General features: G+C 68.7%; 22 protein-coding genes. 15 read left to right on the forward strand and 7 right to left on the reverse strand.

Annotated features, from left to right (window positions below):
• Positions 1–5: 5 nt before the first annotated feature.
• The 3 genes from ACIBG5_RS26120 to ACIBG5_RS26130 all read right to left on the reverse strand — a co-directional run bounded on the left by ACIBG5_RS26120 (position 6) and on the right by ACIBG5_RS26130 (position 2,175).
• Entirely contained in the window at positions 6–395 is a 390-nt protein-coding gene (locus tag ACIBG5_RS26120; RefSeq protein WP_396394065.1) for a group 1 truncated hemoglobin, read from the reverse strand.
• Between the two features lie 189 nt (positions 396–584).
• The gene (locus ACIBG5_RS26125; protein ID WP_396394066.1) at positions 585–1,544 is read right to left on the reverse strand and encodes an asparaginase; all 960 of its coding nucleotides are present in this window, start codon (positions 1,542–1,544) and stop codon (positions 585–587) included.
• Between the two features lie 55 nt (positions 1,545–1,599).
• Positions 1,600–2,175 carry a helix-turn-helix domain-containing protein gene (locus tag ACIBG5_RS26130; RefSeq protein ID WP_396394067.1) on the reverse strand — a complete coding sequence of 192 codons (576 nt, stop codon included), beginning with the start codon at positions 2,173–2,175 and terminating at the stop codon, positions 1,600–1,602.
• Between the two features lie 76 nt (positions 2,176–2,251).
• Here ACIBG5_RS26130 and ACIBG5_RS26135 point away from each other — a divergent pair, with 76 nt between their 5' ends.
• From ACIBG5_RS26135 to ACIBG5_RS26145, 3 genes are read left to right on the forward strand one after another with little or no spacing between them, the layout of a single operon-like run.
• On the forward strand, positions 2,252–3,196 hold the full coding sequence (locus ACIBG5_RS26135) for an NAD(P)/FAD-dependent oxidoreductase (RefSeq protein ID WP_396394068.1): 945 nt from the start codon (positions 2,252–2,254) through the stop codon (positions 3,194–3,196).
• A gap of 26 nt (positions 3,197–3,222) precedes the next feature.
• Positions 3,223–3,729 carry a sigma factor-like helix-turn-helix DNA-binding protein gene (locus ACIBG5_RS26140; protein ID WP_396394069.1) on the forward strand — a complete coding sequence of 169 codons (507 nt, stop codon included), beginning with the start codon at positions 3,223–3,225 and terminating at the stop codon, positions 3,727–3,729.
• Positions 3,726–4,964 carry a hypothetical protein gene (locus ACIBG5_RS26145; protein WP_396394070.1) on the forward strand — a complete coding sequence of 413 codons (1,239 nt, stop codon included), beginning with the start codon at positions 3,726–3,728 and terminating at the stop codon, positions 4,962–4,964. The genes ACIBG5_RS26140 and ACIBG5_RS26145 overlap by 4 nt, the downstream gene beginning before the upstream one ends.
• On the opposite strand, the gene ACIBG5_RS26150 is transcribed toward ACIBG5_RS26145, so the two are convergent.
• A complete protein-coding gene (locus ACIBG5_RS26150; protein WP_396394071.1) occupies positions 4,893–5,564 on the reverse strand; it encodes a TetR/AcrR family transcriptional regulator in 672 nt (223 codons plus the stop codon). The genes ACIBG5_RS26145 and ACIBG5_RS26150 overlap by 72 nt on opposite strands.
• Before the next feature lie 254 nt (positions 5,565–5,818).
• On the opposite strand from ACIBG5_RS26150, the gene ACIBG5_RS26155 reads away from it, so the two are divergent.
• Genes ACIBG5_RS26155 through ACIBG5_RS26170 form a run of 4 tightly spaced genes read left to right on the forward strand, consistent with a single transcriptional unit; the run spans position 5,819 to position 10,804 of the window.
• Positions 5,819–7,168 carry an ammonium transporter gene (locus tag ACIBG5_RS26155; RefSeq protein WP_396394072.1) on the forward strand — a complete coding sequence of 450 codons (1,350 nt, stop codon included), beginning with the start codon at positions 5,819–5,821 and terminating at the stop codon, positions 7,166–7,168.
• Entirely contained in the window at positions 7,165–7,503 is a 339-nt protein-coding gene (locus tag ACIBG5_RS26160) for a P-II family nitrogen regulator (protein ID WP_329479584.1), read from the forward strand. The genes ACIBG5_RS26155 and ACIBG5_RS26160 overlap by 4 nt, the downstream gene beginning before the upstream one ends.
• The gene (locus ACIBG5_RS26165) at positions 7,504–9,768 is read left to right on the forward strand and encodes a [protein-PII] uridylyltransferase (protein WP_396394073.1); all 2,265 of its coding nucleotides are present in this window, start codon (positions 7,504–7,506) and stop codon (positions 9,766–9,768) included.
• A 10-nt stretch (positions 9,769–9,778) separates the two neighbouring features.
• On the forward strand, positions 9,779–10,804 hold the full coding sequence (locus ACIBG5_RS26170; RefSeq protein ID WP_396394074.1) for a DUF2332 domain-containing protein: 1,026 nt from the start codon (positions 9,779–9,781) through the stop codon (positions 10,802–10,804).
• On the opposite strand, the gene ACIBG5_RS26175 is transcribed toward ACIBG5_RS26170, so the two are convergent.
• Positions 10,793–11,659 (reverse strand): arginase family protein, encoded by an 867-nt coding sequence (locus tag ACIBG5_RS26175; protein WP_396394075.1) that lies wholly within the window; start codon positions 11,657–11,659, stop codon positions 10,793–10,795. The genes ACIBG5_RS26170 and ACIBG5_RS26175 overlap by 12 nt on opposite strands.
• Positions 11,660–11,812: 153 nt before the next feature.
• Here ACIBG5_RS26175 and ffh point away from each other — a divergent pair, with 153 nt between their 5' ends.
• From ffh to ACIBG5_RS26210, 7 genes are all read left to right on the forward strand, one after another.
• Entirely contained in the window at positions 11,813–13,384 is a 1,572-nt protein-coding gene (ffh, locus tag ACIBG5_RS26180) for a signal recognition particle protein (RefSeq protein ID WP_396394076.1), read from the forward strand.
• Between the two features lie 163 nt (positions 13,385–13,547).
• On the forward strand, positions 13,548–14,867 hold the full coding sequence (locus tag ACIBG5_RS26185; protein ID WP_396394077.1) for a lytic transglycosylase domain-containing protein: 1,320 nt from the start codon (positions 13,548–13,550) through the stop codon (positions 14,865–14,867).
• Positions 14,868–15,098: 231 nt separating this feature from the next.
• Entirely contained in the window at positions 15,099–16,241 is a 1,143-nt protein-coding gene (locus tag ACIBG5_RS26190) for a lytic transglycosylase domain-containing protein (RefSeq protein ID WP_396394078.1), read from the forward strand.
• Positions 16,242–16,265: 24 nt separating this feature from the next.
• On the forward strand, positions 16,266–17,354 hold the full coding sequence (locus ACIBG5_RS26195) for an amidohydrolase family protein (RefSeq protein ID WP_396394079.1): 1,089 nt from the start codon (positions 16,266–16,268) through the stop codon (positions 17,352–17,354).
• 180 nt (positions 17,355–17,534) lie between these two features.
• Complete coding sequence (locus ACIBG5_RS26200) at positions 17,535–18,875, forward strand: N-acetylmuramoyl-L-alanine amidase (RefSeq protein ID WP_396394080.1); 1,341 nt, start codon at positions 17,535–17,537, stop codon at positions 18,873–18,875.
• Between the two features lie 108 nt (positions 18,876–18,983).
• Positions 18,984–20,213 (forward strand): histidine kinase, encoded by a 1,230-nt coding sequence (locus tag ACIBG5_RS26205; protein WP_396394081.1) that lies wholly within the window; start codon positions 18,984–18,986, stop codon positions 20,211–20,213.
• Positions 20,204–20,842 (forward strand): response regulator, encoded by a 639-nt coding sequence (locus tag ACIBG5_RS26210; protein ID WP_396394082.1) that lies wholly within the window; start codon positions 20,204–20,206, stop codon positions 20,840–20,842. Before ACIBG5_RS26205 ends, ACIBG5_RS26210 begins: the two co-directional genes overlap by 10 nt.
• 9 nt (positions 20,843–20,851) lie before the next feature.
• Here the strand turns inward: ACIBG5_RS26210 and ACIBG5_RS26215 are convergent, their stop codons facing one another.
• A complete protein-coding gene (locus ACIBG5_RS26215; RefSeq protein WP_396394083.1) occupies positions 20,852–22,201 on the reverse strand; it encodes an SPFH domain-containing protein in 1,350 nt (449 codons plus the stop codon).
• Positions 22,202–22,228: 27 nt separating this feature from the next.
• On the reverse strand, positions 22,229–22,423 hold the full coding sequence (locus ACIBG5_RS26220; protein ID WP_360452250.1) for a hypothetical protein: 195 nt from the start codon (positions 22,421–22,423) through the stop codon (positions 22,229–22,231).
• Positions 22,424–22,542: 119 nt separating this feature from the next.
• Here ACIBG5_RS26220 and ACIBG5_RS26225 point away from each other — a divergent pair, with 119 nt between their 5' ends.
• Complete coding sequence (locus tag ACIBG5_RS26225) at positions 22,543–22,926, forward strand: hypothetical protein (protein ID WP_360452248.1); 384 nt, start codon at positions 22,543–22,545, stop codon at positions 22,924–22,926.
• The last annotated feature ends 1 nt before the right edge of the window (position 22,927 follow it).

Raw genomic sequence — 22,927 nt, forward strand, 5'->3', positions numbered from 1 at the left:
CCGCGTCAGTGCGCCCCGACGATGTCGTCCTGGGTGGCACCCAGCGCTGTCACCACCCGGCCGATGATGTCGGCGGGCACCTCGTGCGCCTCCAGCGCGGCGACCAGGTGCACCACCACCTTACCGAAGTCCTCACCGGTGATGCCGCGGCCCTTGTGCGCCTCGGCCAGCGCGAGACCGTCGTACGACACCGGGCCGCCCATGACCTGCGAGACCAGTTGCACCTGGTGCCGTTTCAGCTTGGCCAGGTCGCTGTCGGCGAAGTAGCCCGCCAGCTGCGGATCCGCAAGCACGTTGCGGTAGAAGACATCCACCACCGACGCGATCGCCGGACCACCGCCGACCGCTTGGTAATCGCTGTCCCCCGCTGTGCTGCCCTGTGTCTGCTCGACCACGGCGCAACCATCTCCCAACCCTCGAAATCGGTCCCCGAGCGGTGACGATCCGAGCACTGTCCGGCTGAGAGGTCAAGTTCAGGAGACGGATTTGCCACGATTTGTCCGATCTTTGCCGCGATTGGTTAGCAGCGCCGATTCGTGGGTAGGAGCTCTATCCGAATTCCGGAATGTTGCCCAAGGCAATAATCAAACGTATTGTCCGAACGCCGCCGCGATGTCGTCATCTGTTGCCAAGAGCAACCGAAGCAGGACCCGGGCCTTGTACGGGTCCAGGAAGCCGCCGTCGATCAGGCCACGCTGTAGCAGATCCCACTCCGACCCGACCGACCGGTAGGTGTTCCGGACGATCGAACCGGCGCCCGTCCGCGACGTCAGCACCACTGGTATCGTCGCAGCCAACTCTCCGAGCACAGGAGCAAGCGCGGCCGGCACATGTCCGACGCCGAAGCCGGCCACCACCAGACCCTGGTGGGTGTCCGCCAGCCCCTGCAACAGCAGGCCGTCGTCGTCCATCGTGACGGTGTAGAGCGCCACCCGCGTCGCGTCGAGCTCTGCCGGCTCCGCACTTCCCTGTACGCCGTCAAGGCGCAGGGGGCGGGTGAGGACCCGCACGCGGTCCTCGACCACGTGTCCGATCGGGCCGGTGTTGGGTGACACGAAGGTCGCCGTACTCGTGCTGTGCGTCTTGCGGACCCAGCGGGCCGCGTGGATCTCTTCCTTGAACACGACCAGTGCGCCGAGGTCGCGGGCCGCGGGGGAGCAGGCGACGCGGAGAGCAGCCAGGAGGTTCGCCGGGCCGTCAGGGCCGGCCAGAGTGGGATTGCGCATCGCACCGGTGAGGACGAACGGCTGCGGATGTGGCCAGACCTGGTCGACCAGGAAGGCGGTCTCCTCCAGCGTGTCTGTGCCTTGCGTGACCACGACCCCGGTGGCGCCGGCGGACACGGCCTTCGAGGCGGCGTCGACGACCTCGAGCATCTTCGCGGCGGTCAGGTTGGCGCTGGGCACTGCCTCGATGTCCTGGATCTCGACCGGTCGGCCGAGCTCCGACAACCCGGGCACCGCGGCGGCCAGGTCCTCGCCGGTCAGTCGGTGTTTGCCGGCCATCCCGATGGTGCCGCCCAGGGTGAACAACGCGATGCTCACTACCAGTTCCTCCTCAGTCACACGGATCGCCCGACAGACCGCCGCAGCCTACTGGCTACTTGGTGCGCGCCCGGACGTGCAGGCGTTCCCCCTGTGGCCCGTACAGGCACAGGACCTCCGTCGGACCCGGACCGGGGTTGCCGAACCAGTGCGGCACCCGGGTGTCGAACTCCGCCACCTCACCCTCTTTCAGGATGAAGTCCTGGTCGCCGAGCTTGAGCCGGACCCGTCCGGAGAGCACATAGATCCAGTCGTAGCCCTCGTGCGTCTTCTGTTGTACGTCGTTGCCGGGGTAGCCCTCCGGCAGGATCTGCTTGAACGCTTGCAGCCCGCCCGGTCGCCTGCTCAGCGGGATGTGCACCGTGCCGTGGCGTTTGATCGGCTTCGCGTAGATCCGAGGGTCGCCGGTGGGTGGCGCGTCCACCAGTTCGTCCAGCTGGACCTGATGTGCCCGTGCCAGCGGCAGCAGAAGCTCGAGGGTCGGCCGGCGCTGCCCGGACTCCAGCCGGGAGAGCGTGCTCACCGAGATCCCGGTCTCCTCGGACAGCTGGGACAGCGTCGTACCGCGCTCCGATCGCAGGCTGCGCAGCCGGGATCCGACCGCTTCGAGTACGTCGTCGTAGGACTCCATGTTGCCATTCTGGCAAACAAAGTTGTCGAAAACGAGAATCGTCACGCACGCTCGAGGCAACCGAGAGGAGCCGGAGATGAAGAAGTACGACGTGATTGTGATCGGCGGAGGCGCCGCCGGGCTGAGTGGAGCGCTGGCGTTGGTCCGATCGCGCCGGTCGGTCCTGGTGATCGACGACGGTACGCCGCGCAACGCGCCGGCCGAGCATGTGCACAACTACCTGACCCGGGACGGTGTCCCACCGGCCGAGGTGTACGCCATCGGCCGCCAAGAGGTCATCGGGTACGGCGGTGAGGTCGTCACAGGCACCGTGACCACGGCCCGCCGGGCCGGCGATTTCACGGTCGAGCTTGCGGACGGTACGACGTACCAGGGCCGGCGGCTGCTGGTGACGACCGGGCTGACGGACGTGCTGCCCGACGTACCCGGGCTGGCTGAGCGGTGGGGCAAGGACGTGCTGCACTGCCCGTACTGCCACGGCTGGGAGGTGCGCGACCAGGCGATCGGCGTACTGGCGACCAGTGTGATGGCGCTGCACCAGGTGCAGCTGTTCCGGCAGCTGAGTGACGACGTGACGCTGTTCCTGCACACCGCGCCGGAGCCGACCGACGAGCAGTGGGAGGAGCTCGCGGCTCGCGGTATCTCGGTAGTGGAAGGGAAGGTCGAGCAGCTCGAGGTGGAGGACGGCAAGCTCACCGGTGTCCGGCTGGAGGGCGGCAAGGTCATCCCACGGCAGGCGCTGGCAGTGCAGACCACCATGCGGGCGCGTGCGGGCTTCCTGGCCGATCTGGGGCTGGAGACGACCGAGCTGGAGGCCAACGGGACCGTCCTGGGCACCGCCGTCCAGGTCGACGCGATGGGAGCCACCCAGGTGCCCGGCGTCTTCGCGGCCGGCAACGTGACCGACCCGAAGGCGCAGGTCATGCCCGCCGCGGCCGCCGGGCTGATGGCTGCCGGTGGTATCAACTTCGACCTGATCGGCGAAGAGATGCGGCTGGCAGTGGCCGCCCGCAGTAGTTGAGGAGTTGAATAGAGGCGGGAGGGTGGATGCACGAAACGGTCGACCCGGATTTCGCCTCGTATGTCGATGCGCGGCAGGGCAGATGGCTCCGGACGGCGTACCTGGTGTACGGCGATCCTGAGCGTGCCGAGGATGCGCTGATGCACGCCTTCACCCGGCTGGCGCTGCGCTGGACCAGGGTCGACGATCCAGACGCCTTCGTTCAGCGGCTGCTCTACCAGCCTGCTCTGAACCGGTGGAGCCGGGTGACGGCGTTCCCGGACGAGGACGACCCGGTGAAGCTCGCGCTGGCCGAGCTGACGCCCGCACAGCGCACTGTGTTCGTGCTGCTCCACCTGGAGGAGCTCACCGAGTTCGAGGTGGCTGACATGCTCAACATGTCCCACCAGACCGTGCACGGGCACGGCATGTCGGCCTTCAGCCGGTTCCGTACTGCGCTAGGCGGGGGCGACTGGCGTGACGGCCCCAGCGAGAGCGCCCCTGACAGCGCCAACGACAGGGCGCGCGACATCGGTGGGGGCGACCAGCGATGAGGCGCGAGGACGTCCAGCCGATGCTCGCCAAGGCGTCGGACCGGCTGCCCGAACCGGATCTGGCCGACGCGGCCTGGGCCGCCGGAGTGGAGACCCGGCGCCGCCGGCGGCGCAGCATCCTCATCGGTCTGATCTCCGCTGTGCTGATTGCCGTCATCGCTGCGATCGGAGTGGGCCTCAGCGGTGACGACAACTCCCAGTTCACCCCACCGATCACACCGCCCAGCGACCCGGCCGTCCGCGCCCCGGACGGACAGATCAACGGGATCGACTTCTGGGTCGCTCCGCCGTCCGGAAGCGAACGGTTCCTCGACCGGCTCGAGACGCCGCTCGGCGACCTCCTGCAACTACCGGACAACGTCGAGCCGCTGGCGGACCGGCCGCTGGACCGCATTGCCGCGGTGGTGCTCGAGGACCGTGGCGATCGCTACGTACCGCTCCTGCTGGGATCCGACTCCTCCTGGGCGCGAGCCGACGTGGAGTTGCTCCCGATCCGCACCGGTACGCCGCTGAGCTCCGGGGCGGTGTCGCCTGACGGACGGATCGCCGCCTTCCCGCAGCCGGGCGAGCTGGTCACCGTCAACGTCGCGACGGCAGAGGTGTTCCGCATCAAGATGCCGGCCCAGGACATCCGCAGCGTCTCTTGGCTACCGGATGCCCAGCGCGTTCTCGTCAGCGGTCCGGGGATCGCGTATCGGGTGCTGGTGGGGGAGAGCGGCACCGGCGAGGAGCCGCTGGTGGCGATCGCGGGTGCCGCGGATCCGTCGGCGGTCACAGCGCCGTTCCGGCTGGACAAGGGTGCCGTGCTCCGGTACATGGTCGGTGGCCAGTGGATCGTCGACAGCGCTCTGCAGTTGCCGGTGCGCGCATGGGTCGGGCAGACCTTCTCCACGGACAGGGCCGCCGCCCGGCTCTTCATCGCGGACGATCTGACCCCAGTGACCACCGAAGCCTCACAACCGCAGGTGGTGGCGGCCATCTCGACCCTGCGGGCAGAGCCCAGCCGCCTGCTGGTGCTGGGTGACCCCACGGTGATGTCCTCGGCCCAGCCAATGGACGAGCCGTACGCGCGTGAGCCTGGCTGCTGTGCCGTACTGGGCTGGTACGACCACGACACCCCGCTGTTCGAGGTCCGAGGCTGGGTGCTCGCCTGGGACCTGAACTCAGGCCGGGTCCGCCGGGTCACCGAACTGGCTGTGGCCGGCCTGGCCGTTGGACCCGGGATTCGCCCCTGAACCGGTGTCCATGATGCAGCGCAGTGTGAACTCCACCAGCCGGTCGGCGTCCTCCGGCGGCGGCATCGGCTCCCCGGTCAGCGCGCGGACGACGAACACGCCGGCCAGCCACTGCACCATCAGCACCGGGTCCACCGTGCTCCGGATCGGCTCCCCGCGCTTGCGGGCCCGTTCCAGCGCGTTCCGGGTCAGCCCGATCCGGTGGTCCAGGAATTCACGGTAGATCCGTGCGGACCGCTCGTCGCGGTTCGCCTCCGTGACCGCCAGGCGGATCAGTGCCAGGCCGTTCTCGCTGTTCACGAACGCCAGTGCGTCGGCGTAGACCTGGCGCAGGTCACCGGCGATCGATCCGGTGTCCGCGTCCGGTATCTGGATGTCGAAGAGCTCCGCCATCGCGTCGTTGGCCAGCGATTCCTTGCTGGCCCAGCGACGGTAGATGGTGGCTTTGCCGACGCCCGCCGCCTCGGCGACGTCGTCGACCGTCATTCCGTCGAATCCGCGCTCCAGCAGCAGCTGCACGGCGTACCTGCGGATCCTCGGCTCTGCGTCCGGGTCTCGCGGCCTGCCGCGGCGCGGCCTCACCCCGTGGTTGATCCCCATCTCGTATCCCCAGGTCGGACGGGCGCAGTGGCGCGGCTGCGTACCCGTGTGGTCCAGGCCAGAGTGCCACACCTTGGCCGATGTCACCTCGATGTCACCTGATCGCCCTCTTTGTCACATGCCTGAAACAAACCGACCGATTGGCTGAAACGGCGTCCCGACACCGTGTCCGGTGTGGCTGTTGCGCGTGGGCTCCCCGGCGTTGTGGAGTTCCCCCGGCTGAGGGCGCCGGTCACCCCGCAACGATGGAAGGGATGACGTTGATGGAGATCAACGCCGGCGATACCGCCTGGGTCTTGGCAAGCGCCGCCCTGGTGATGCTGATGACACCGGGCCTGGCTTTCTTCTACGGCGGCATGGTGCGCATGAAGAGCGTGCTGAACATGATGATGATGAGCTTCATCACCATCGCCGTCGTCACCATCATGTGGGTGGTGGTCGGCTATTCGCTCACGTTCGCCGGCGACACCGGGCACGTGGTCGGTGACCTCTCCGAGGTCGGCCTGAAGGGCCTGATGTCCCCGGACGCGGTGAGCGGCTCGACGCCGACGCTCGCGTTCGTCGCGTTCCAGCTGATGTTCGCGATCATCACTCCGGCGCTGATCTCGGGTGCCATCGCCGACCGGGCCACGTTCCGGGGCTGGATCGCGTTCGTCGTCGGCTGGACGCCGCTGGTGTACTTCCCGGTCGCGCACTCGGTCTGGTTCCTGCAGGACGGGGAGGGCGGCTGGATCGGCGACAAGTTGAAGGCGGTCGACTTCGCCGGTGGTACGGCGGTGCACGTGAACGCCGGTGCCGCCGCGCTCGCGCTGGCGATCGTGCTCGGCAAGCGGATCGGCTGGAAGAAGGACCCGATGCGGCCGCACAGCCTGCCGCTGGTCATCCTCGGCGGCGGTCTGCTGTGGTTCGGCTGGTTCGGCTTCAACGCGGGCTCGGCGCTGAGCGCCGGCACCACTGCGGCGGTCACCTTCGTGAACACCCAGGCCGCCACCGCCGCCGCCGTGATCGGCTGGCTGATCATCGAGCGGATCCGGCATGGCAAGGCCACCACGCTGGGCATGGCGTCCGGTGCGGTCGCCGGTCTGGTCGCGATCACGCCGTCCTGTGGCGCGGTCACCCCGGTCGGTGCGATCATCCTCGGCCTGCTGGCCGGCGCGGTCTGCTGCTTCGCGGTGTCGCTGAAGTACAAGTTCGGCTTCGACGACTCGCTCGACGTGGTCGGCGTCCACCTGGTCGGCGGTCTGTTCGGCTCGCTGATGATCGGCCTCCTCGGTACGGCGGCGGCCCCGTCGGCCGTGAACGGCCTGTTCTACGGCGGCGGCGTCTCCCAGCTGGGTAAGCAGGCGCTCGCCAACCTGGTGGTGGGTGTGTACTCGTTCGTGGTCGCCTTCATCCTCGGCAAGGTGATCGACAAGACCATCGGCTTCCGGGTCACGGAGGACGACGAGGTCACCGGTGTCGACCAGGTGGAGCACGCCGAGACGGCGTACGACTTCCTGGGCGCGTCGGGTCTGCGGGGGCACACCCCGCTGGCCAGGCCGAGCACCGCTGAGACCGAGAATGGCACCACCGAGACGTCCGAGAAGGAAGGTGCGAACGCATGAAGCTGATCACCGCGGTGGTCAAGCCGCACAAGCTGGAGGACGTCCGGGCCGCGCTGGAGACGTTCGGTGTCACCGGCATGACGGTCACCGAGGCGAGCGGCTACGGCCGGCAGAAGGGGCACACCGAGGTGTACCGCGGCGCCGAGTACGAGGTGGACCTGGTCCCGAAGGTCCGGCTCGAGGTCGTCGTCGAGGACGGCGACAGCGGCGACGTGGTGGACGTGATCGTGAAGGCCGCACAGACCGGCAAGATCGGTGACGGCAAGGTCTGGGTCACCCCGGTCGAGACCATCGTCCGGGTTCGCACCGGCGAGCTGGATGGAGACGCCCTCTAGATGGTGAACCGAGCAGAACAGCGGCGCGTTCGTGCCGAGGAGGCCGACGCGCTGCTGTACCTGCTCCTCTCCAAGGCCTGTGACGCCCTCGGTGTTCCCACCGAGGGCGTCGCCCTGGTCGCGGTCGGGGGCTACGGCCGGGAGGAGCTGTCGCCGTACAGCGACCTCGACGTGATGCTCGTGCACGCCGAGGGGTATCCGCGTGTGGACGAGTTGGCGGCACAGATCTGGTATCCGCTGTGGGACTCGAGGACCAAGCTGGACCACAGTGTCCGGACGTTGGCGGAGGCCCGGCAGGCGGCAGCCGACGATGTCCGCGTCGCCCTGGGTCTGCTGGACGCACGACATGTCGCCGGGGACTCGCACCTCACACTGCAGCTGCGCTCGGTGCTGATGGCGGACTGGCGTCGTACGGCGCGCACGCGGCTGCCTGCGCTGGCGCAGGCGTGCCGGGACCGCGCCACGACCGTCGGTGAGCTCGCGCATCTCGCCGAGCCGGATCTGAAGGAGGCGTACGGCGGTCTGCGGGATGCCGTCGTACTGCGCTCATTGGTCGCTTCTTGGCTGGTCGACGTACCGCACCCGGTCGTGGAGCGGGCGCGGCTGGACCTGCTCGACATCCGGGACGAACTGCACGAGGTTGCTGGTCGTTCCACCGACCGACTGGTGGCCGACCTGGCCGGTGAGGTCGCGGCAGGCCTGGGTCTGGACGGGCGGGACGAACTGTTGCGCCACGTCTACGCGACCGGCCGGACGCTGGCGCATGTGTGCGACGTGTCGTGGCGGCGGGTGGAGAGCCTGATGACCCGGCCGCCGCGGTCCAGGCGTCGGCAGCGGACTGGTGGACCCCTGCTGCTGGCGCTGGATGACGGAGTCGGTCAGCACGAGGGTGAAGTCGTACTGATGCCGGACGCGCGGCCGGAGCGTGACGCAGTACTTGGCCTCCGGGCTGCTGCTGTTGCCGCGGATCGTGAGCTCGTCCTGTCGCCGGCTGTGTGTGGTCGGCTGGCCAGGAGCGCCATGGCGTTGCCCGAGCCGTGGCCGGGTGAGGCGCGGCGGTTGCTGTGCGCTCTGCTGGGTGCCGGCAGTGGACTGCTCGAGGTGTGGGAGGCGCTGGACCAGGCTGGTTACATCTCGCGGATCCTGCCGGAGTGGGACACGGTCCGGTTCCGGCCGCCGCAGTCCGCGGTCCACCGCTTCACCGTCGACCGGCATCTGCTGGAGACGTGTGTCGAGGCATCCAAGATGCTGCGGGACGTCCGACGTCCTGACCTCCTGCTGGTCTCCGCATTGCTCCATGACTTGGGCAAAGCGGTCGACGGGGACCACAGTGTCACCGGAGCTGTGATCGCCGGGACCGTTGCTCGCCGCATCGGATTCACCGAGGCAGACGCCGACACCATCGCGCTGCTGGTCCGGCAGCACCTCATGCTTGCGCAGGTCGCCACTCGCCGAGACCTGGACGACCCGATGACTGTCGACCTGGTCGTGGGCATCGTCCGCACCACCGAGACACTGGACCTGCTGGAGGCCCTCACGTACGCCGACGCACGGGCTGCCGGTCCGGCGGCGGCGTCACCGTGGCGGATGCGGCTGGTCGGTGAACTGTGTCGTCGGGTGCGTGGCGAGCTGTCCGGGGGAGGCGAGGGCATGTGGACCGATGCTCCTCCGGTTCCCGTGCCCACACTGCATCAGGTGGTCGGCGTAGGACGGCTGGGCGTGTCAGTGGCTGACCATCACGGTGACTTGCGCATCAACGTCGCCGTACCCGATCAAGTGGGCACGCTGTCGACCGTTGCGGCCGTGTTGGCGGTTGAGCGGCTCGCAGTGCGGTCCGCTGTGATCACATCCGTTGAGGGCTTGGGTATCTCGCAGTGGACCGTGGCCGGCTCACTGCCTGATCCGATCCGGCTGCGTGACCGGCTCGCCGTGGCGCTGCGCGACAGCACTGACCTGGTACGACGTTTGGCCGCGCGAGACTCGTCCGCGGTGAAGCAACGGCTCGACAGCCGGGTCGACCTCCTGCCCGGAGCCTCAGAGACCGCCACAGTGCTGCAGGTGCGAGCACATGACCGCCCGGGACTGCTGTACGACGTCACCGCGGCTATCGCGTTCACCGGAGCGGACATCCGGTCGGCCCACGTCAGCACACTGGGTGCGGAGTGCGTGGACGTCTTCTACCTCACCGATCCACAGGGTTCTCCACTCGACGAGGAGGACGCGCGCACAACGGCAAAGACGGTCCTGGATCGCCTGACCTCTTAATCTCAGTGATGTGCATGTTGTAGCGGCGTTCCAGCATCAAGCGGTTGCCTGCGAGGACCTCGGGTCCCCGATGTACGCCGAACTGCTTCGGCTGATCGTGGACGATTACGAGGTCGGAGGCGTGTCCACCGGAGTACTGGCGGGCTATGAGGATCGTCCGTTCGGTGACGCGATCGCTCTGCGCTTGCTGGCCGCGGTGCACGGCCAGGTACTGGCCGGGGAGGTGCCCGAGCTGGCGGCGTTCTATCCGAGCGTCGGTGGGTCGTGGGACCCGGTGCTGGGCTGGGAGGCGTTCGAGCAGGTCCTGCAGTCACGGTCCGCTGAGCTGCGGGCGTTGCTGACCCAGCCACCGCAGACGAATGAGGTAGGCCGGGCCGCCGCGCTCTACGGCGGTCTACTGCAGTTGGTCGAGGCCGTGCGGTTGCCTGTCCGGTTGTTCGAGATCGGTGCGAGCGCTGGGCTCAACCTGCGGGCGGACCACTTCCGCTACACCGCGGACGGGACGTCGTACGGTCCGGCCGACAGTCCTGTGGTGTTCGAGGACGCCTGGTCCGGGCAGTCGCTGAAGCCGGCGGAGCTGCGGATCGCCGAGCGGGTCGGGAGCGACATCGCTCCGGTGAACCCACTGACCTCGGAGGGCGCACGCACGCTGACGTCGTACGTGTGGCCGGACATGTCGCAGCGGCTGGAGCGGTTGCGCGGTGCGGTGGAGATCGCGCGGCAGGTGCCGGCCGACGTACGACGGGAGGACGCCGTCTCGTTCGTGCGCGGTCTCGAGCTGTCGCAGGGGCATGTGACCGTGGTGTGGCACTCGATCATGTGGCAGTACCTGAGCCGCGACGACCGGGCCGCAGTGGACGACCACCTCGCCGATCTCGGTGCCCAGGCCACCGAGTCGACCCCACTGGCGCGCCTGCGCCTCGAGCCACTGCCACGAGCAGTCCTGGTCGAGCTGCAGACCTGGCCCGGCGGCGAACGGCGGACCCTCGGCCGAGCCGAACCACACGGTCAAGGTCTCGTCTGGTCAGCTGAGTGACGCGACCAGTGTGTCGGTGAGCTCGGCTGCGTAGACCCCGTCGGGATCCAGATCAGGGTCGAAGATGCCGATGTCGATCCCCATGCAGGCCGGCGAGGCCAACAGCGGGCGCAGGAGTTCTCTGAGCTGGGAGTGGTCGATGCCGCCCGGGTCGGGGCTGTCCACCGCCGGCATCACCTCGGCGTCGAGGATGTCCACATCCAGATGCACCCAGAACCCGTCGAGCTCCTCCCGCTCGAGATGCTCCAGTACGCCGTCCGCAGCCGACTCCGCCATCATCGTGAGCGCAGACCACACCGGTATCCCGGCCGCCTCGACGTCACCGACGTACTCGTCGTCCTCCCGAATGCCCAATAGGGCAGCATCCGTGTCCTGGACGTACGGCGACAACCCTTCGAGATCAGTGAGGTCCGCCTGGCCGCGTCCCGTGACCAGTGCGAGCGCTTCACCACCCGCTGCCCCGACGTACGGCGAGTTGTCGACGGTGCGGAAGTCGGAGTGGCCGTCGATGTAGATCACGCCGTACCGCCCGCGCCGCTTCAACGCCAAGGCCGGCCCGAGCAGATTGCTGCACTCACCACCGAGCAGCACCACGAACCGCTGGTCGTCGAACAACTTCGTCAGCCGATCAGCCAGCCGCACCGTGTACGACGCCATCGCCTCGGCGTTGAACACGCCGTCGCCCGGCTTCCAACCCTCGCGGTCGTACCTCGGTGGGGTGACACAGCCGGCGTCGGAAGCGTTGATCCGCTGCAGCAATCCCTGGTCGCGCAACGCCCCGGCCAGCTTGTAGCAGCCCGGCACCGCGCCCTTGACCGGTGGCCGCAATCCCAGGTTCGATGGTCCGTCCAGCACTACCCGCTGCCTGCCCACTCGAGCCCCCTAACCGATCCACATGGATTGACCGGTTAGAGCCTCGCGGCCTGACCCTCCGGTTGTCAACCGCGCCCGGTAGACTCGGGGAGTTGTCTGGGTGAGCTGGGTTTTCTGAAGAACGGACTGTTCCTGGTGTTCGACACGCTTTCCGATCGTCTGTCCACGGCGTTCAAGAATCTGCGCGGCAAGGGCAAGCTGACCGACGCCGACATCGACGCGACGACGCGGGAGATCCGGATCGCGCTGCTCGAGGCCGATGTCGCGCTGCCGGTGGTGAAGGAGTTCATCGCCGCGGTCCGGGAACGGGCCAGCGGCGCCGACGTGCGCGGCGGGCTGAACCCGGCGCAGCAGGTGATCAAGATCGTCAACGAGGAACTGGTCAAAATCCTCGGTGGCGAGACCCGCGAGCTGCGGATGGCCAAGCGGCCGCCGACCGTCATCATGCTCGCCGGTCTGCAAGGTGCTGGTAAGACCACGCTGGCCGGCAAGTTGGCCAAGTGGCTGAAGGAGACCAAGCACCAGACGCCGATGCTGGTCGCGGCCGACCTCCAGCGCCCGAACGCGGTGACCCAGCTGCAGGTGGTCGGCGAGCGTGCCGGCGTGCCGGTGTTCGCTCCCGAGCCCGGCAACGGCGTCGGCGACCCGGTCGACGTGGCCCGCAAGGCGATGGACGAGGCGCGGACCAAGCAGCACAGCGTGGTCATCGTCGACACGGCCGGCCGGCTGGGTGTCGACGAGGTGCTGATGAAGCAGGCCGCCGACATCCGCGACGCGGTCACGCCGGACGAGATCCTGTTCGTGGTCGACGCGATGATCGGTCAGGACGCGGTCACCACCGCCCAGGCCTTCCTCGACGGGGTCGGCTTCGACGGTGTCGTGCTGTCCAAGCTCGACGGTGACGCCCGCGGTGGTGCCGCGCTGTCGATCGCGCAGGTCACCGGCCGCCAGGTGATGTTCGCCTCCAACGGCGAGAAGCTCGAGGACTTCGACGTCTTCCACCCCGATCGGATGGCGTCGCGCATCCTCGGCATGGGCGACGTGATGAGCCTGATCGAGCAGGCGGAGAAGTCGTTCGACGCGGAGGAGGCCGCCAAGACGGCCGCCAAGCTGCAGAAGCGCGGCGGCAAGGACTTCACCCTGGACGACTTCCTCGCCCAGATGCAGTCGGTCCGCAAGATGGGCCCGCTGACCAAGATCTTCGGCATGCTGCCCGGGGCGAACCAGTTCAAGGACCAGCTGGAGAACTTCGACGAGCGCGAGATCGACCGGATCGAGGCGGTCATCCACTCGATGACACCGGCCGAGCGGACCGATCCCAACATCATCAACGGCTCCCGCCGGGCCCGGATCGCGAAGGGCTCCGGGACCGAGGTCGCCACCGTCAGCGGCCTGGTCGAGCGGTTCTTCGAGGCCCGCAAGATGATGGCCGCGATGGCGTCGGGCAAGGGAATGCCCGGGATGCCCGGTATGCCGGGGATGCCCGGCATGGGCGGCGGTGGCGCGCGGAAGGCCAAGCAGCAACAGAAGAAGGGCAAGAAGCGCGGCTCCGGCAACCCGGCCAAGCGGGCGAACCAGGGCAACTCCCAGCCGGCTCCGCCGCAGCCGGGGCAGCTGCCCGCCGCGTTCGGCGGTGGCGGCCAGGACGCCGGCGACTTCGCCCTCCCGGACGAACTGCGCAAGATCCTCGGCGACGACAAGAAGTGACACCGGGCGGTGAACGCTCGGTGACGGGGGAGTGGACGCCGCTTCGGCATTTGGTCACTGCATGAAGTGGCGCACCGTTACCGGTTGTCCACGACCCTGCGACGGCTAAGATCGTGCCTACGCCCGGCAAGACTCAGTACTGCGGAAACGTCGAGGGACGCGGATGAGGCAGCAGTTCAAGAACCTGGATACGTGGCGGGGGAAGCTGACCGCCACCTGGGTCTGCTTGGCTCCTCCCACCGCGATGGTCGCCGTGTTCGTCGCGGGCGGCCTCACCTCGAACACGTTCATCGTGGACGCGCACGCGCTGGCCCAACCGCGCCAGGACGCGCAGTTCGACAACTTGGCCGACAACGTCCCGAACCAGCCCGGCGCCGACGGCAGCCTCCCGACCCAGCAGAAGTCGCAGATCGCGGTGCCGGTGACCGGTGCCGTCGACGGCACGGTGCAGCCGATCCCGGGCATCTCCGGTGACGCCTCGGGCATTCCTGGCACGGTGCTGGCGGCGTACCAGAAGGCGGCGAACGATCTCGCGGTGGCGACGCCGGGTTGTCACATCACCTGGCCGCTGCTGGCCGGGATCGGCAAGGTCGAGTCCGCGCATGCCAGCGGTGGCAAGGTCGAGGCCAACGGGAACACCCGCGGCAAGATCCTCGGACCGGTGCTCGACGGTGGCCCGGGGATGGCCGCGATCGCCGACACCGACCAGGGCGTGTACGACGGGAATGCTCAGTGGGACCGTGCGGTCGGGCCGATGCAGTTCATCCCGGGGACGTGGAAGGTCTTCGGTGCGGACGGCAACGGTGACGGGGTCAAGGATCCGCACAACGTCTTCGACGCGGCCCGGGCGGCCGGTGACTACCTGTGCTCCGGCGGAGCGGACCTGAGTAATCCGCAGGGGCTCGTGCAGGCGGTGCTGCGCTACAACCACTCGATGGACTACGTGTCGACGGTGCTTCGGTGGATGCAGTCGTACAGCAAGGAGACTGTGACGATCCCGGACACGTCGGGCGTCATCACCCCGCCGCTGGGCGACAACGGGAACGTCGACGAGAGCAACGACCCGACCCGCGCGGGCGGCACCACGAGTCCGACGCCGACGCCGCAGCCGTCCACGCCGACGCCGACCGCGAGCCGGACGACGAGCAAGCCGCCGTCGAGCAAGCCGACCACCCAGGTGCCGAACACGCCGCCGTCGACGACGACGAAGCCGCCGACGACGACCCCGCCGTCGACCACGACCCCGCCGACGACGACCCCGCCGACGACCACGACCCCGCCGACGACCACTCCGCCGACGACGCCGCCGACCTCGGATCCGCCGCCGACGACCTGTACGCCGACGCCCACCCCGACGGACCCGCCGACGACGACACCGACGGAGACCCCGAGCCCGACCCCCACGCCGTGCGACACCAACGCTCCCGGGTCGGACGAGAGCACGGCCGCGACTCCGGGCGAGGCGCCCGAGCCGGCCAACTGAGCAACGACCCGCGATCCGGGGCCCGGATACCTCTGGCAACGTAGTTCTGAGCGTTACCCGGGTGCCTGTTTTCGGCCGTGTTGGCGAGTCAGGTAACTTTGCGTCGTCTTGATGTAACTTTCTGGCGTATTGATCGTTGAGGGGATCATGCGCCTAACCCGTAGTGGTAACCGTCGGGTCAAAATCATCATCGCTTCACTGTGCACAGCCCCGCTCCTGGTCGGGGCCATCGTGACAGTCGCCTCGGGCGGAGCCGGTGCCTCCGGTCAGCTCGCGGCGGACAGCCCGGTCGCCCCATCGCCTGGGGCCGGGCTCAACAGCGGTGAGTTCGACGAACTGACGATGGTCGTGCCGCAGCGTCCCGGAGTGGACGGCCGGCTCGGCTCCGATAAACCCGCCCGCGCCGACGTCCCCGTGCAGGGGGCGACCGATGGCCGTTCGGTGGTCCGCCCGGGCCGCCCGGACGCGGTCAACGGCATTCCGCGCGGGGTGTTCCCCGCCTACCGTCGCGCCACCGCGAATCTCGCCGTGGTCCGGCCGAACTGTGGGCTCACCTGGCCGTTGCTGGCCGGGATCGGCAAGGTCGAGTCCGACCATGCCAGCGGCGGCCGGGTCGACGTGGCCGGCACCACCCGGGGCAAGATCCTCGGCCCGGTGCTGAACGGCCGTGCCGGCAACGGCCGGGTCACCGACTCCGACAAGGGCCGGTTCGACGGCGATCTGACCTGGGACCGTGCGGTCGGGCCGATGCAGATCATTCCCCAGGTGTGGGACGAGTTCGGCGCCGACGGCAACGGTGACGGCTTCCGCAACCCGAACAACGTGTACGACGCGGTCACCACGGTCGCGGTCTACCTGTGCTCCGAGGGCGACGACCTGAAGGCACCCCGCGACCTGGTCGCCTCCTTGCTGCGGTACCAGCACTCCAAGGACTTCGTCTCCACGGTGCTGCGGTGGATGCGGGTCTACAGCAAGAACGCCGTACTGATCCCGAACGAGAAGGGCAGCCTGTCGACGGCGAAGTCCGCCGGGAACGCGGAGCGCAAGGTCGACCCGCGCCAGGTCCCGGACGTGCCGGACGACAAGACGGCCTCGCCGACGCAGCACCCGTCGACACCGGTCGGCGAGCCGACGGTGCCGGATCCGATCGAGACGCCGACGCACAAGCCGACCCGGCCGACGCAGACGCCGACGAAGACTCCGACCAAGACGCCGACGAAGACGCCGACCAAGACGCCTACGCCGACGGACACCCCGACCCAGACGCCGACCGAGACCCCGTCGCAGACGCCGACGGACACGCCGAGCGGGACGCCCTGCACGGCTGAGCCGACCACGCCGAGCTGCACCCCAGGAGGCGGCTCGCACGGCTGACGCTTGCCCGGATACGGTCGCGGTATGACCGACTCCGGCGTCCTCAGAATCGTCGGCACGGTGCTGCCGGCCGGCGAACAGCAAGAGCTCCATCTCAGCGGTGGGCTGGTCGTCGACCAGCCCACCGCTGCTGATGTCACCACCGTGCACTCCGGTGGCTGGATCGTGCCCGGTCTGGTCGACGCCCACTGTCACATCGGCCTGGACCAGCGCGGTGCGGTCGACAAGGAAACGCAGGAGGAGCAGGCGATCGCGGACCGCGCGGCCGGTGCGCTGCTGGTCCGCGACGCCGGTTCGGCCGCCGACACCCGCTGGATCGACGAGCGCGAGGACCTGCCCAAGATCATCCGGGCCGGCCGGCACATCGCCCGCTCGAAGCGGTACATCCGCAACTACGGCTGGGAGATCGAGCCGGACGAGTTGGTCGCGTACGTCGAGCAGGAGGCCCGCCGTGCCGACGGTTGGGTGAAGCTCGTCGGCGACTGGATCGATCGGGATGCCGGTGACCTCACCGCCTGCTGGCCGGCCGAGGCGCTCGACGCGGCGATCGCTCGCGCCCACGAGCTCGGCGCGCGCGTCACCGCGCACGTGTTCGGCGAGCACGCCCTGCCCGATCTGCTTGCCGCCGGCATCGACTGCATCGAGCACGGCACCGGCGTACTGCCGGACATGCTCGACCAGATGGCCGCGCACGGTGTCGCGGTGGTGCCGACGCTCATCCAGCTGGAGAACTTCCCGGAGTACGCCGATCAGGCCGCCGCGAAGTTCCCGGAGTACTCGGCCCACATGCGCGACCTCTACGACCGCCGCCTCGAGCGACTCCGGGACGCGTTCGAGGCCGGCGTACCCGTGTATGCCGGGACCGACGCGGGCGGGGTCCTCGGGCACGGCCTGGTGGCGCAGGAGATCCAGGCGCTGACCGGGATCGGGATGTCGGGGGAGCAGGCGCTGGCTGCTGGTTCGTGGGCGGCCCGCGAGTGGTTGGGGGCCCCGAGCACCTTTCAGCCGGGCGATCCGGCCGACCTGGTGGTGTACGACGAGGACCCGCGGGCGAACCCAGCGGTGCTCACCCATCCTCGGCTGATCGTCCTGCGCGGCCGGGTGGTGAGCTGATCGGGTGGCATGATCGCGTGATCGGCCGACTTCACGCCGTGACGGGAAAAAATTCACCTGAACTCTGGTCTCGGCGGAAGATTTTGGCTTAGCGTGAGCCCGGGACCGCCGACGCCCCTCGGCGGACCGACCAAGGGAAGGAACCGCCCGATGGGGAAAACCGCCCGAGTACCCAGACACGTGTCCACAACGCTCCTGGCCGTCGCGGCCGCCGGCGCACTCGCACTCAGCGCACTGCCGAGCAACGCGGCCGAACCGACGCAACCCTCCGGCTCCGCGGGCCTGTCGTCCGCGTTCGACACCGCCGCCGCGAAGTACGACGTACCGCGTGAACTGCTCGTCGGCGTCGGGTACGCCGAATCGCACCTGGACGGTCACAACGGCCAACCCAGCCAGGCGAACGGCTATGGCGTCATGCACCTGGTCAGCAACGACAAGAACCAGACGATGTCCGAGGCAACCAAGCTCACCGGCCTGCCGCTCGCGCAGTTGTCCAAGGACAACGCTTCGAACATCCTCGGCGCCGCCGCGGTCCTGGACTCGTACGCCGACCAGGCCGGTCTGACCGATCGGTCCAACCTCTGCAAGTGGTACGGCGTGGTCGCGAAGTACTCGCACTCCGCCGACGGGCCGACCGCCCGGCTGTACACCGACGAGGTCTACCGGATCATCGGCGCGGGTGTCCGCGCCGCGGGTGTGACCACCGAGCCGAAGAAGGTCACGCCGGTCCTCGGCGCCTACGCCAACGTCACCCCGCTCGGCACCCGCACACCGGCCTCGGTCGCGGCGGTCGACTACCCGGGCGCGATCTGGAACGCGGCCAGCACCAGCAACTACCGGGTCGGCCGGAACGCGGCGATCTCCACCATCGTCATCCACGTGACGCAGGGGTCGTACGCAGGCACGATCAGCTGGTTCAAGAACCCGTCGGCGCAGGTCAGCTCGCACTACGTGATCCGGTCGAGCGACGGCCAGGTCACCCAGATGGTGGCCGAGAAGGACACGGCCTGGCACGTGGGCTCCGAGAACGGCTACACGATCGGCATCGAGCACGAGGGCTTCGTCGATCAGCCCTCCTGGTTCACCGACGCGATGTACCGCTCGTCGGCCGCTCTGACTCGCAACATCGCGGACCGCCGGGGCATCCCGAAGGACCGGGCCCACATCAAGGGCCACGTCGAGATGCCGAACCAGACCCACACCGACCCGGGTCCGAACTGGAACTGGAACTACTACATGGAGCTGGTGAACGGCGGGAACCCGAACCCGCCGGAATACAACTTCACCACCTACGGCAGCGGCGTCCGGGTCCGCTCGGCCCCCAGCCTCACCGCCTCCATCATCACCGAGCTGCCCGGGCCGACCCAGGTGTTCGTCACTTGCCAGGTGCATGGCGACCCGGTGACGGCCGAGGGCACCACCAACGACTGGTGGGCGAAACTCCGCGACCAGGGCGGCTACATGAGCAACATCTACATCCAAGACCCGAATCCGAAGCTCCCCGGCGTCCCTGAGTGCTGATCACGACAGGAGGCCCGGGGGATCACCCCGGGCCTTCTGGTGTGCCGGAGCCCGAACAGTAGAGCCTGCTGTACCGACCACGGCGTCCGCTTGGCGCACGATTGAGACATGTTGACCAAGATCCTGTCCCGGGGCATGCCGGCCAGCGGCTATCTGATGGTCCGCTTCCTGAAGTCGCTGGCGCTGCTTCCTACGCTGCCGATCGGCCTGCTGCTGGGCTGGATCATTCCGGACCTCACCGCCGGTCTGGTGCGGCTGGCCAACATCGAGCGGTACCGCGCCGCGTGGTACCTCGGTGTGCCGGAGCCCGAGCTGCTGCCGCGGGCCGCGCGCCGCCGGCCGGGCGACGTCGTCGCGCTGTTCAAGGACAAGTCGTTCAAGCGCAGTCTGCGGTGTCTGCTGATGCCGCTGGTGATGATCCCCGAACTGGTGGTTGCGGTCGTCTCGGTGGCCGGAGCGCCATCGGCACTCATCAGCATGGCAACGTGGAAGTTCAACAACGGCGCCAGCCTGATGGGGCTCGACGTCGACAGCTGGACCAGGGCATTGACGCTCGGTCCGCTGCAAGTGCTGATCAGTCTTAGCTTCCTCTGGTGGGTAGCGCCGGCCCTGGCGCGCGGCCACGCGAAGGCAGCACTCGATCTGCTTGCGCCGACCGAGTCCCAGTTGGAGACGGCCAGGTTGGAGCAGCGGGTGGAGGAGCTGACCAAGAGCCGGGCTGGTGCGGTGGATTCGCATGGTGCCGAGTTGCGGCGCATCGAGCGGGATCTGCATGACGGTACGCAGGCGCAGTTGGTGTCGCTGGCGATGCGGATCGGGCTCGCCAAGAAGACCATGGCGGACGACCCGGAGAAGGCGGCCAAGCTGCTCGACGACGCCCGCGACGGCGCGGAGCAGGCCATGCACGAGCTGCGCGGCGTACTGCGGACCATGTACCCGCCGATCCTCGCCGACCGCGGTCTGGCCGGTGCAGTCTCCGCACTGTGCGCCCGCTGCCCACTACCGGTCGACCTCCGGCTGGGTGAGCTCGGGCAAGTACCCGCGCCTGTCGAGGCGGCGGCGTACTTCGTCGTCGCCGAGTCGCTCACCAACATCACCAAGCACTCTGCCGCTGGACACGTCGACGTACTGATGGAACGGCGGGATGCGGAGCTGCACCTGGTGATCACCGATGACGGGATCGGGGGAGCGCGGATCAACGACCGGTCCGACCTGCTCGGCCGGGGGAGTGGTCTGCATGGCATGCTCCACCGGGTGCAGGCGATCGACGGTCAGCTGGAGTTGCAGAGCCCGATCGGTGGGCCGACCACCGTCGAGGTGATCCTCCCGTGCGGGTGATGATCCTCGAGGACAACCCGATCCTTGCCGAGGGCCTCGGTTTGCTGCTGGGCAACTCCGGCTTCGAGGTGGCCGCGGTCGCCGGCGACGCGGACGGGTTCGCGAAGGCGATCGCCGAGCACGAGGTGGACATCGCGGTGGTCGACGTACGGCTGCCGCCCACCTTCACCGACGAGGGTCTGCGGGCCGCGATCGAGGCCCGCCGGGTGCGGCCCGGCCTGCCCGTACTGGTGTTCTCGCAGTACGTCGAAGAGGTCTACGCGGCCGAGTTGCTCGCCGCCGGGAGCGAGGGCGTCGGGTACCTGCTCAAGGACCGCGTCTCCCGGGTCGACGAGTTCCTCGAAGCGGTACGCCGGGTCGCCGCCGGAGGAACCGTACTGGACCCCGAGGTGGTGAGCCAGTTGATGATCAAGCGGAGCAGTCCGCTGGACCGGCTCACCCCTCGGGAACGCGAGGTACTCGCACTGATGGCGCAAGGACTGGGTAACACGGCGATCGCCGACCGCCTGGTCGTCACCGAAGGCGCCGTCCACAAACACGTCGGCAACGTCTTCCTCAAGCTCGACCTACCGCCAACGGATGCCGGCCACCGCCGCGTCCTCGCAGTCCTCGCCTACCTCGGTCTCTGACCCAGCCGATCAGGCCGGCTGGTCGGGCACCGACTCGAGCGCCGGCTTGTGGTCCTTCGGGGTGCTGAGGGAGTCGATCAGCTGCTTGGCCAGGGCGAACCCGGAGCCGCCCATCGTGATCGTCTTGACCAGGGTGTCCTCGATGCCCTGGGCACCGTTCAGCACGACCATGTTGCCGACCTTCTCGAACGAGCCCGCCGCCGCGGCGACGATCTCCGGGTAGGCCTCGGCCAGCTGCTGCGCGACGACCGCGTCCGTGTTGGTGGCCAGCGCCTCGGCCCGGGCCTTGATACCGGCCGCCTCGGCCATCGCCTTCGCCTGCACTGCGGCGGCTTCGGCCTTACCGGTCAGCTCGGTCGCCTTCGCCTGGGCCTCACCGCGGAGCTGGACCTCCTTGGCGTTCGCCTCGGCGGCCGCGATCTGAGCGTCGCGGGCAGCCTGGGCCAGCGTGCGCTGCCGGTACGCCTCGGCGTCTGCCGGCTTCAGCACCGACGACTCCAACTGCTTCTCGGCCAGCGAGGCGTTCAGCTTCGCGGTCTCCGTTTCGGCGACGACGACCTCCTGCCGGGCCAGCGCCTCGGCCAGCGGACCGGACTGCGACGCCTTCGAGTTCGCTTGGTCGACCTCGGCCTGGTAACCGGCCTGGGCGATCGAGCTCTCCCGCACCGCCGCGGCCTTCTTCGCCGCCGCGGCCTGCTCGCGCTCGGTCGCCTCCCGGTCCCGCTCGGCCTGCGCGATCCGGGCCGCGGCCTCGACCGCGGCGGCCTGCGGGCGGCCGAGGTTCTTGATGTAACCGGACTCGTCGTCGATCTCCTGGATCTGCAGCGAGTCGACCACCAGGCCGAGCTTCTCCATGTCGCCGGCCAGCGAGCCGCGGATGTTCGTGGTCAGCGTCTCGCGGTCGTGCAGCATCTCCTCGACCGTCGTCGAGCCGACGATCGCGCGCAGGTGACCGGCGAACAGCTCGTGGATCGTGCTCATCACCTGCTCGTCGCTCTGCTCCAGGAACCGCCGGGCCGCGTTCGCGATCGAGCCGTAGTCGTCACCGACCTTGTACGCCGTCACACCCTTGATGTGCAGCGGGATGCCCTGGCTGGACACGCAGGTGACGGTCAGCGGCGTCGCGCGGATGTCCAGCGGCAACCGCCGTACGGTCTGGAAACCCGGCAGTACCGCGGTGCCGCGGCCGACGACGATCTTGAAGCCGAGGGTCTCGTTGACCTGCTCCTGGCTCGAGTGCGCGCCGAGACCGGAGATGATCAGCGCCTCGTTCGGCTCCGCCACCCGCCAGACCATCCGGAACACGATCAGAAGGACGACCACCGCCACCGCGGCGATGATCACGTACGTCCAGAGCATTTCCCCTCCAGGGAACGGAACGATGAATCAGATGGCGCGAGCGACGTAGACAGTGCGCGGCGGGTCGTAGTCGACGACCACCACCTGCGTGCCCACCTCGATCACCTCGTCGGTCGCGGGGTAAGCGTAGAAGGCCTCGGTGGCACCCCGGACCGGCAGCATCACCTCGCCGACGATCCCAGGTGCGATCCGCCCGATCACGCGCCCCCGTTTGCCTACCATGACGCCCCTCCGACGTACCGCGGCTGCTCTGGGTTCCGCAGCTTAACGCCTTGTGGCCCGGACGCTCGCGGGCGCATGGTGGAGGCATCGACGCGCGGCCTGGGGGCGGGGGAGGGGTGATGGGCGCGGAGGTACAGCTGGGGGTCGTCGAAGAGGGGTCGGACGACGCACGGCTCGAGGAACTGGCGTTGCTGCTCCGGGAGGAGTTGCTGACGCTCGACGTACGGTCGGTCGAGCCGTACTACGAAGGCGAAGCACCGGAGGGATCGCGGAGTGCTCTCGCCGCGATCGCCGGCATGCTCAGCGTCTCGGTGGCCCCAGGGGTGCAAGCGGTCGGTGCGATCGTGGCGGTGGTCCGCGGCTGGCTGCGCCGGTCCGGCAACGAGCGGACGGTGAAGCTCACGATCGACGGAGACGTGATCGAGCTGACCGGCGCCAGCGACCAGGCCCAGCAGCAACTGGTGGATGCGTTCGTCCGAAGGCACTCCATGGCGGACGGGTGAG

This window comes from Kribbella sp. NPDC050241, assembly GCF_044459685.1.
GTDB lineage: Bacteria > Actinomycetota > Actinomycetes > Propionibacteriales > Kribbellaceae > Kribbella.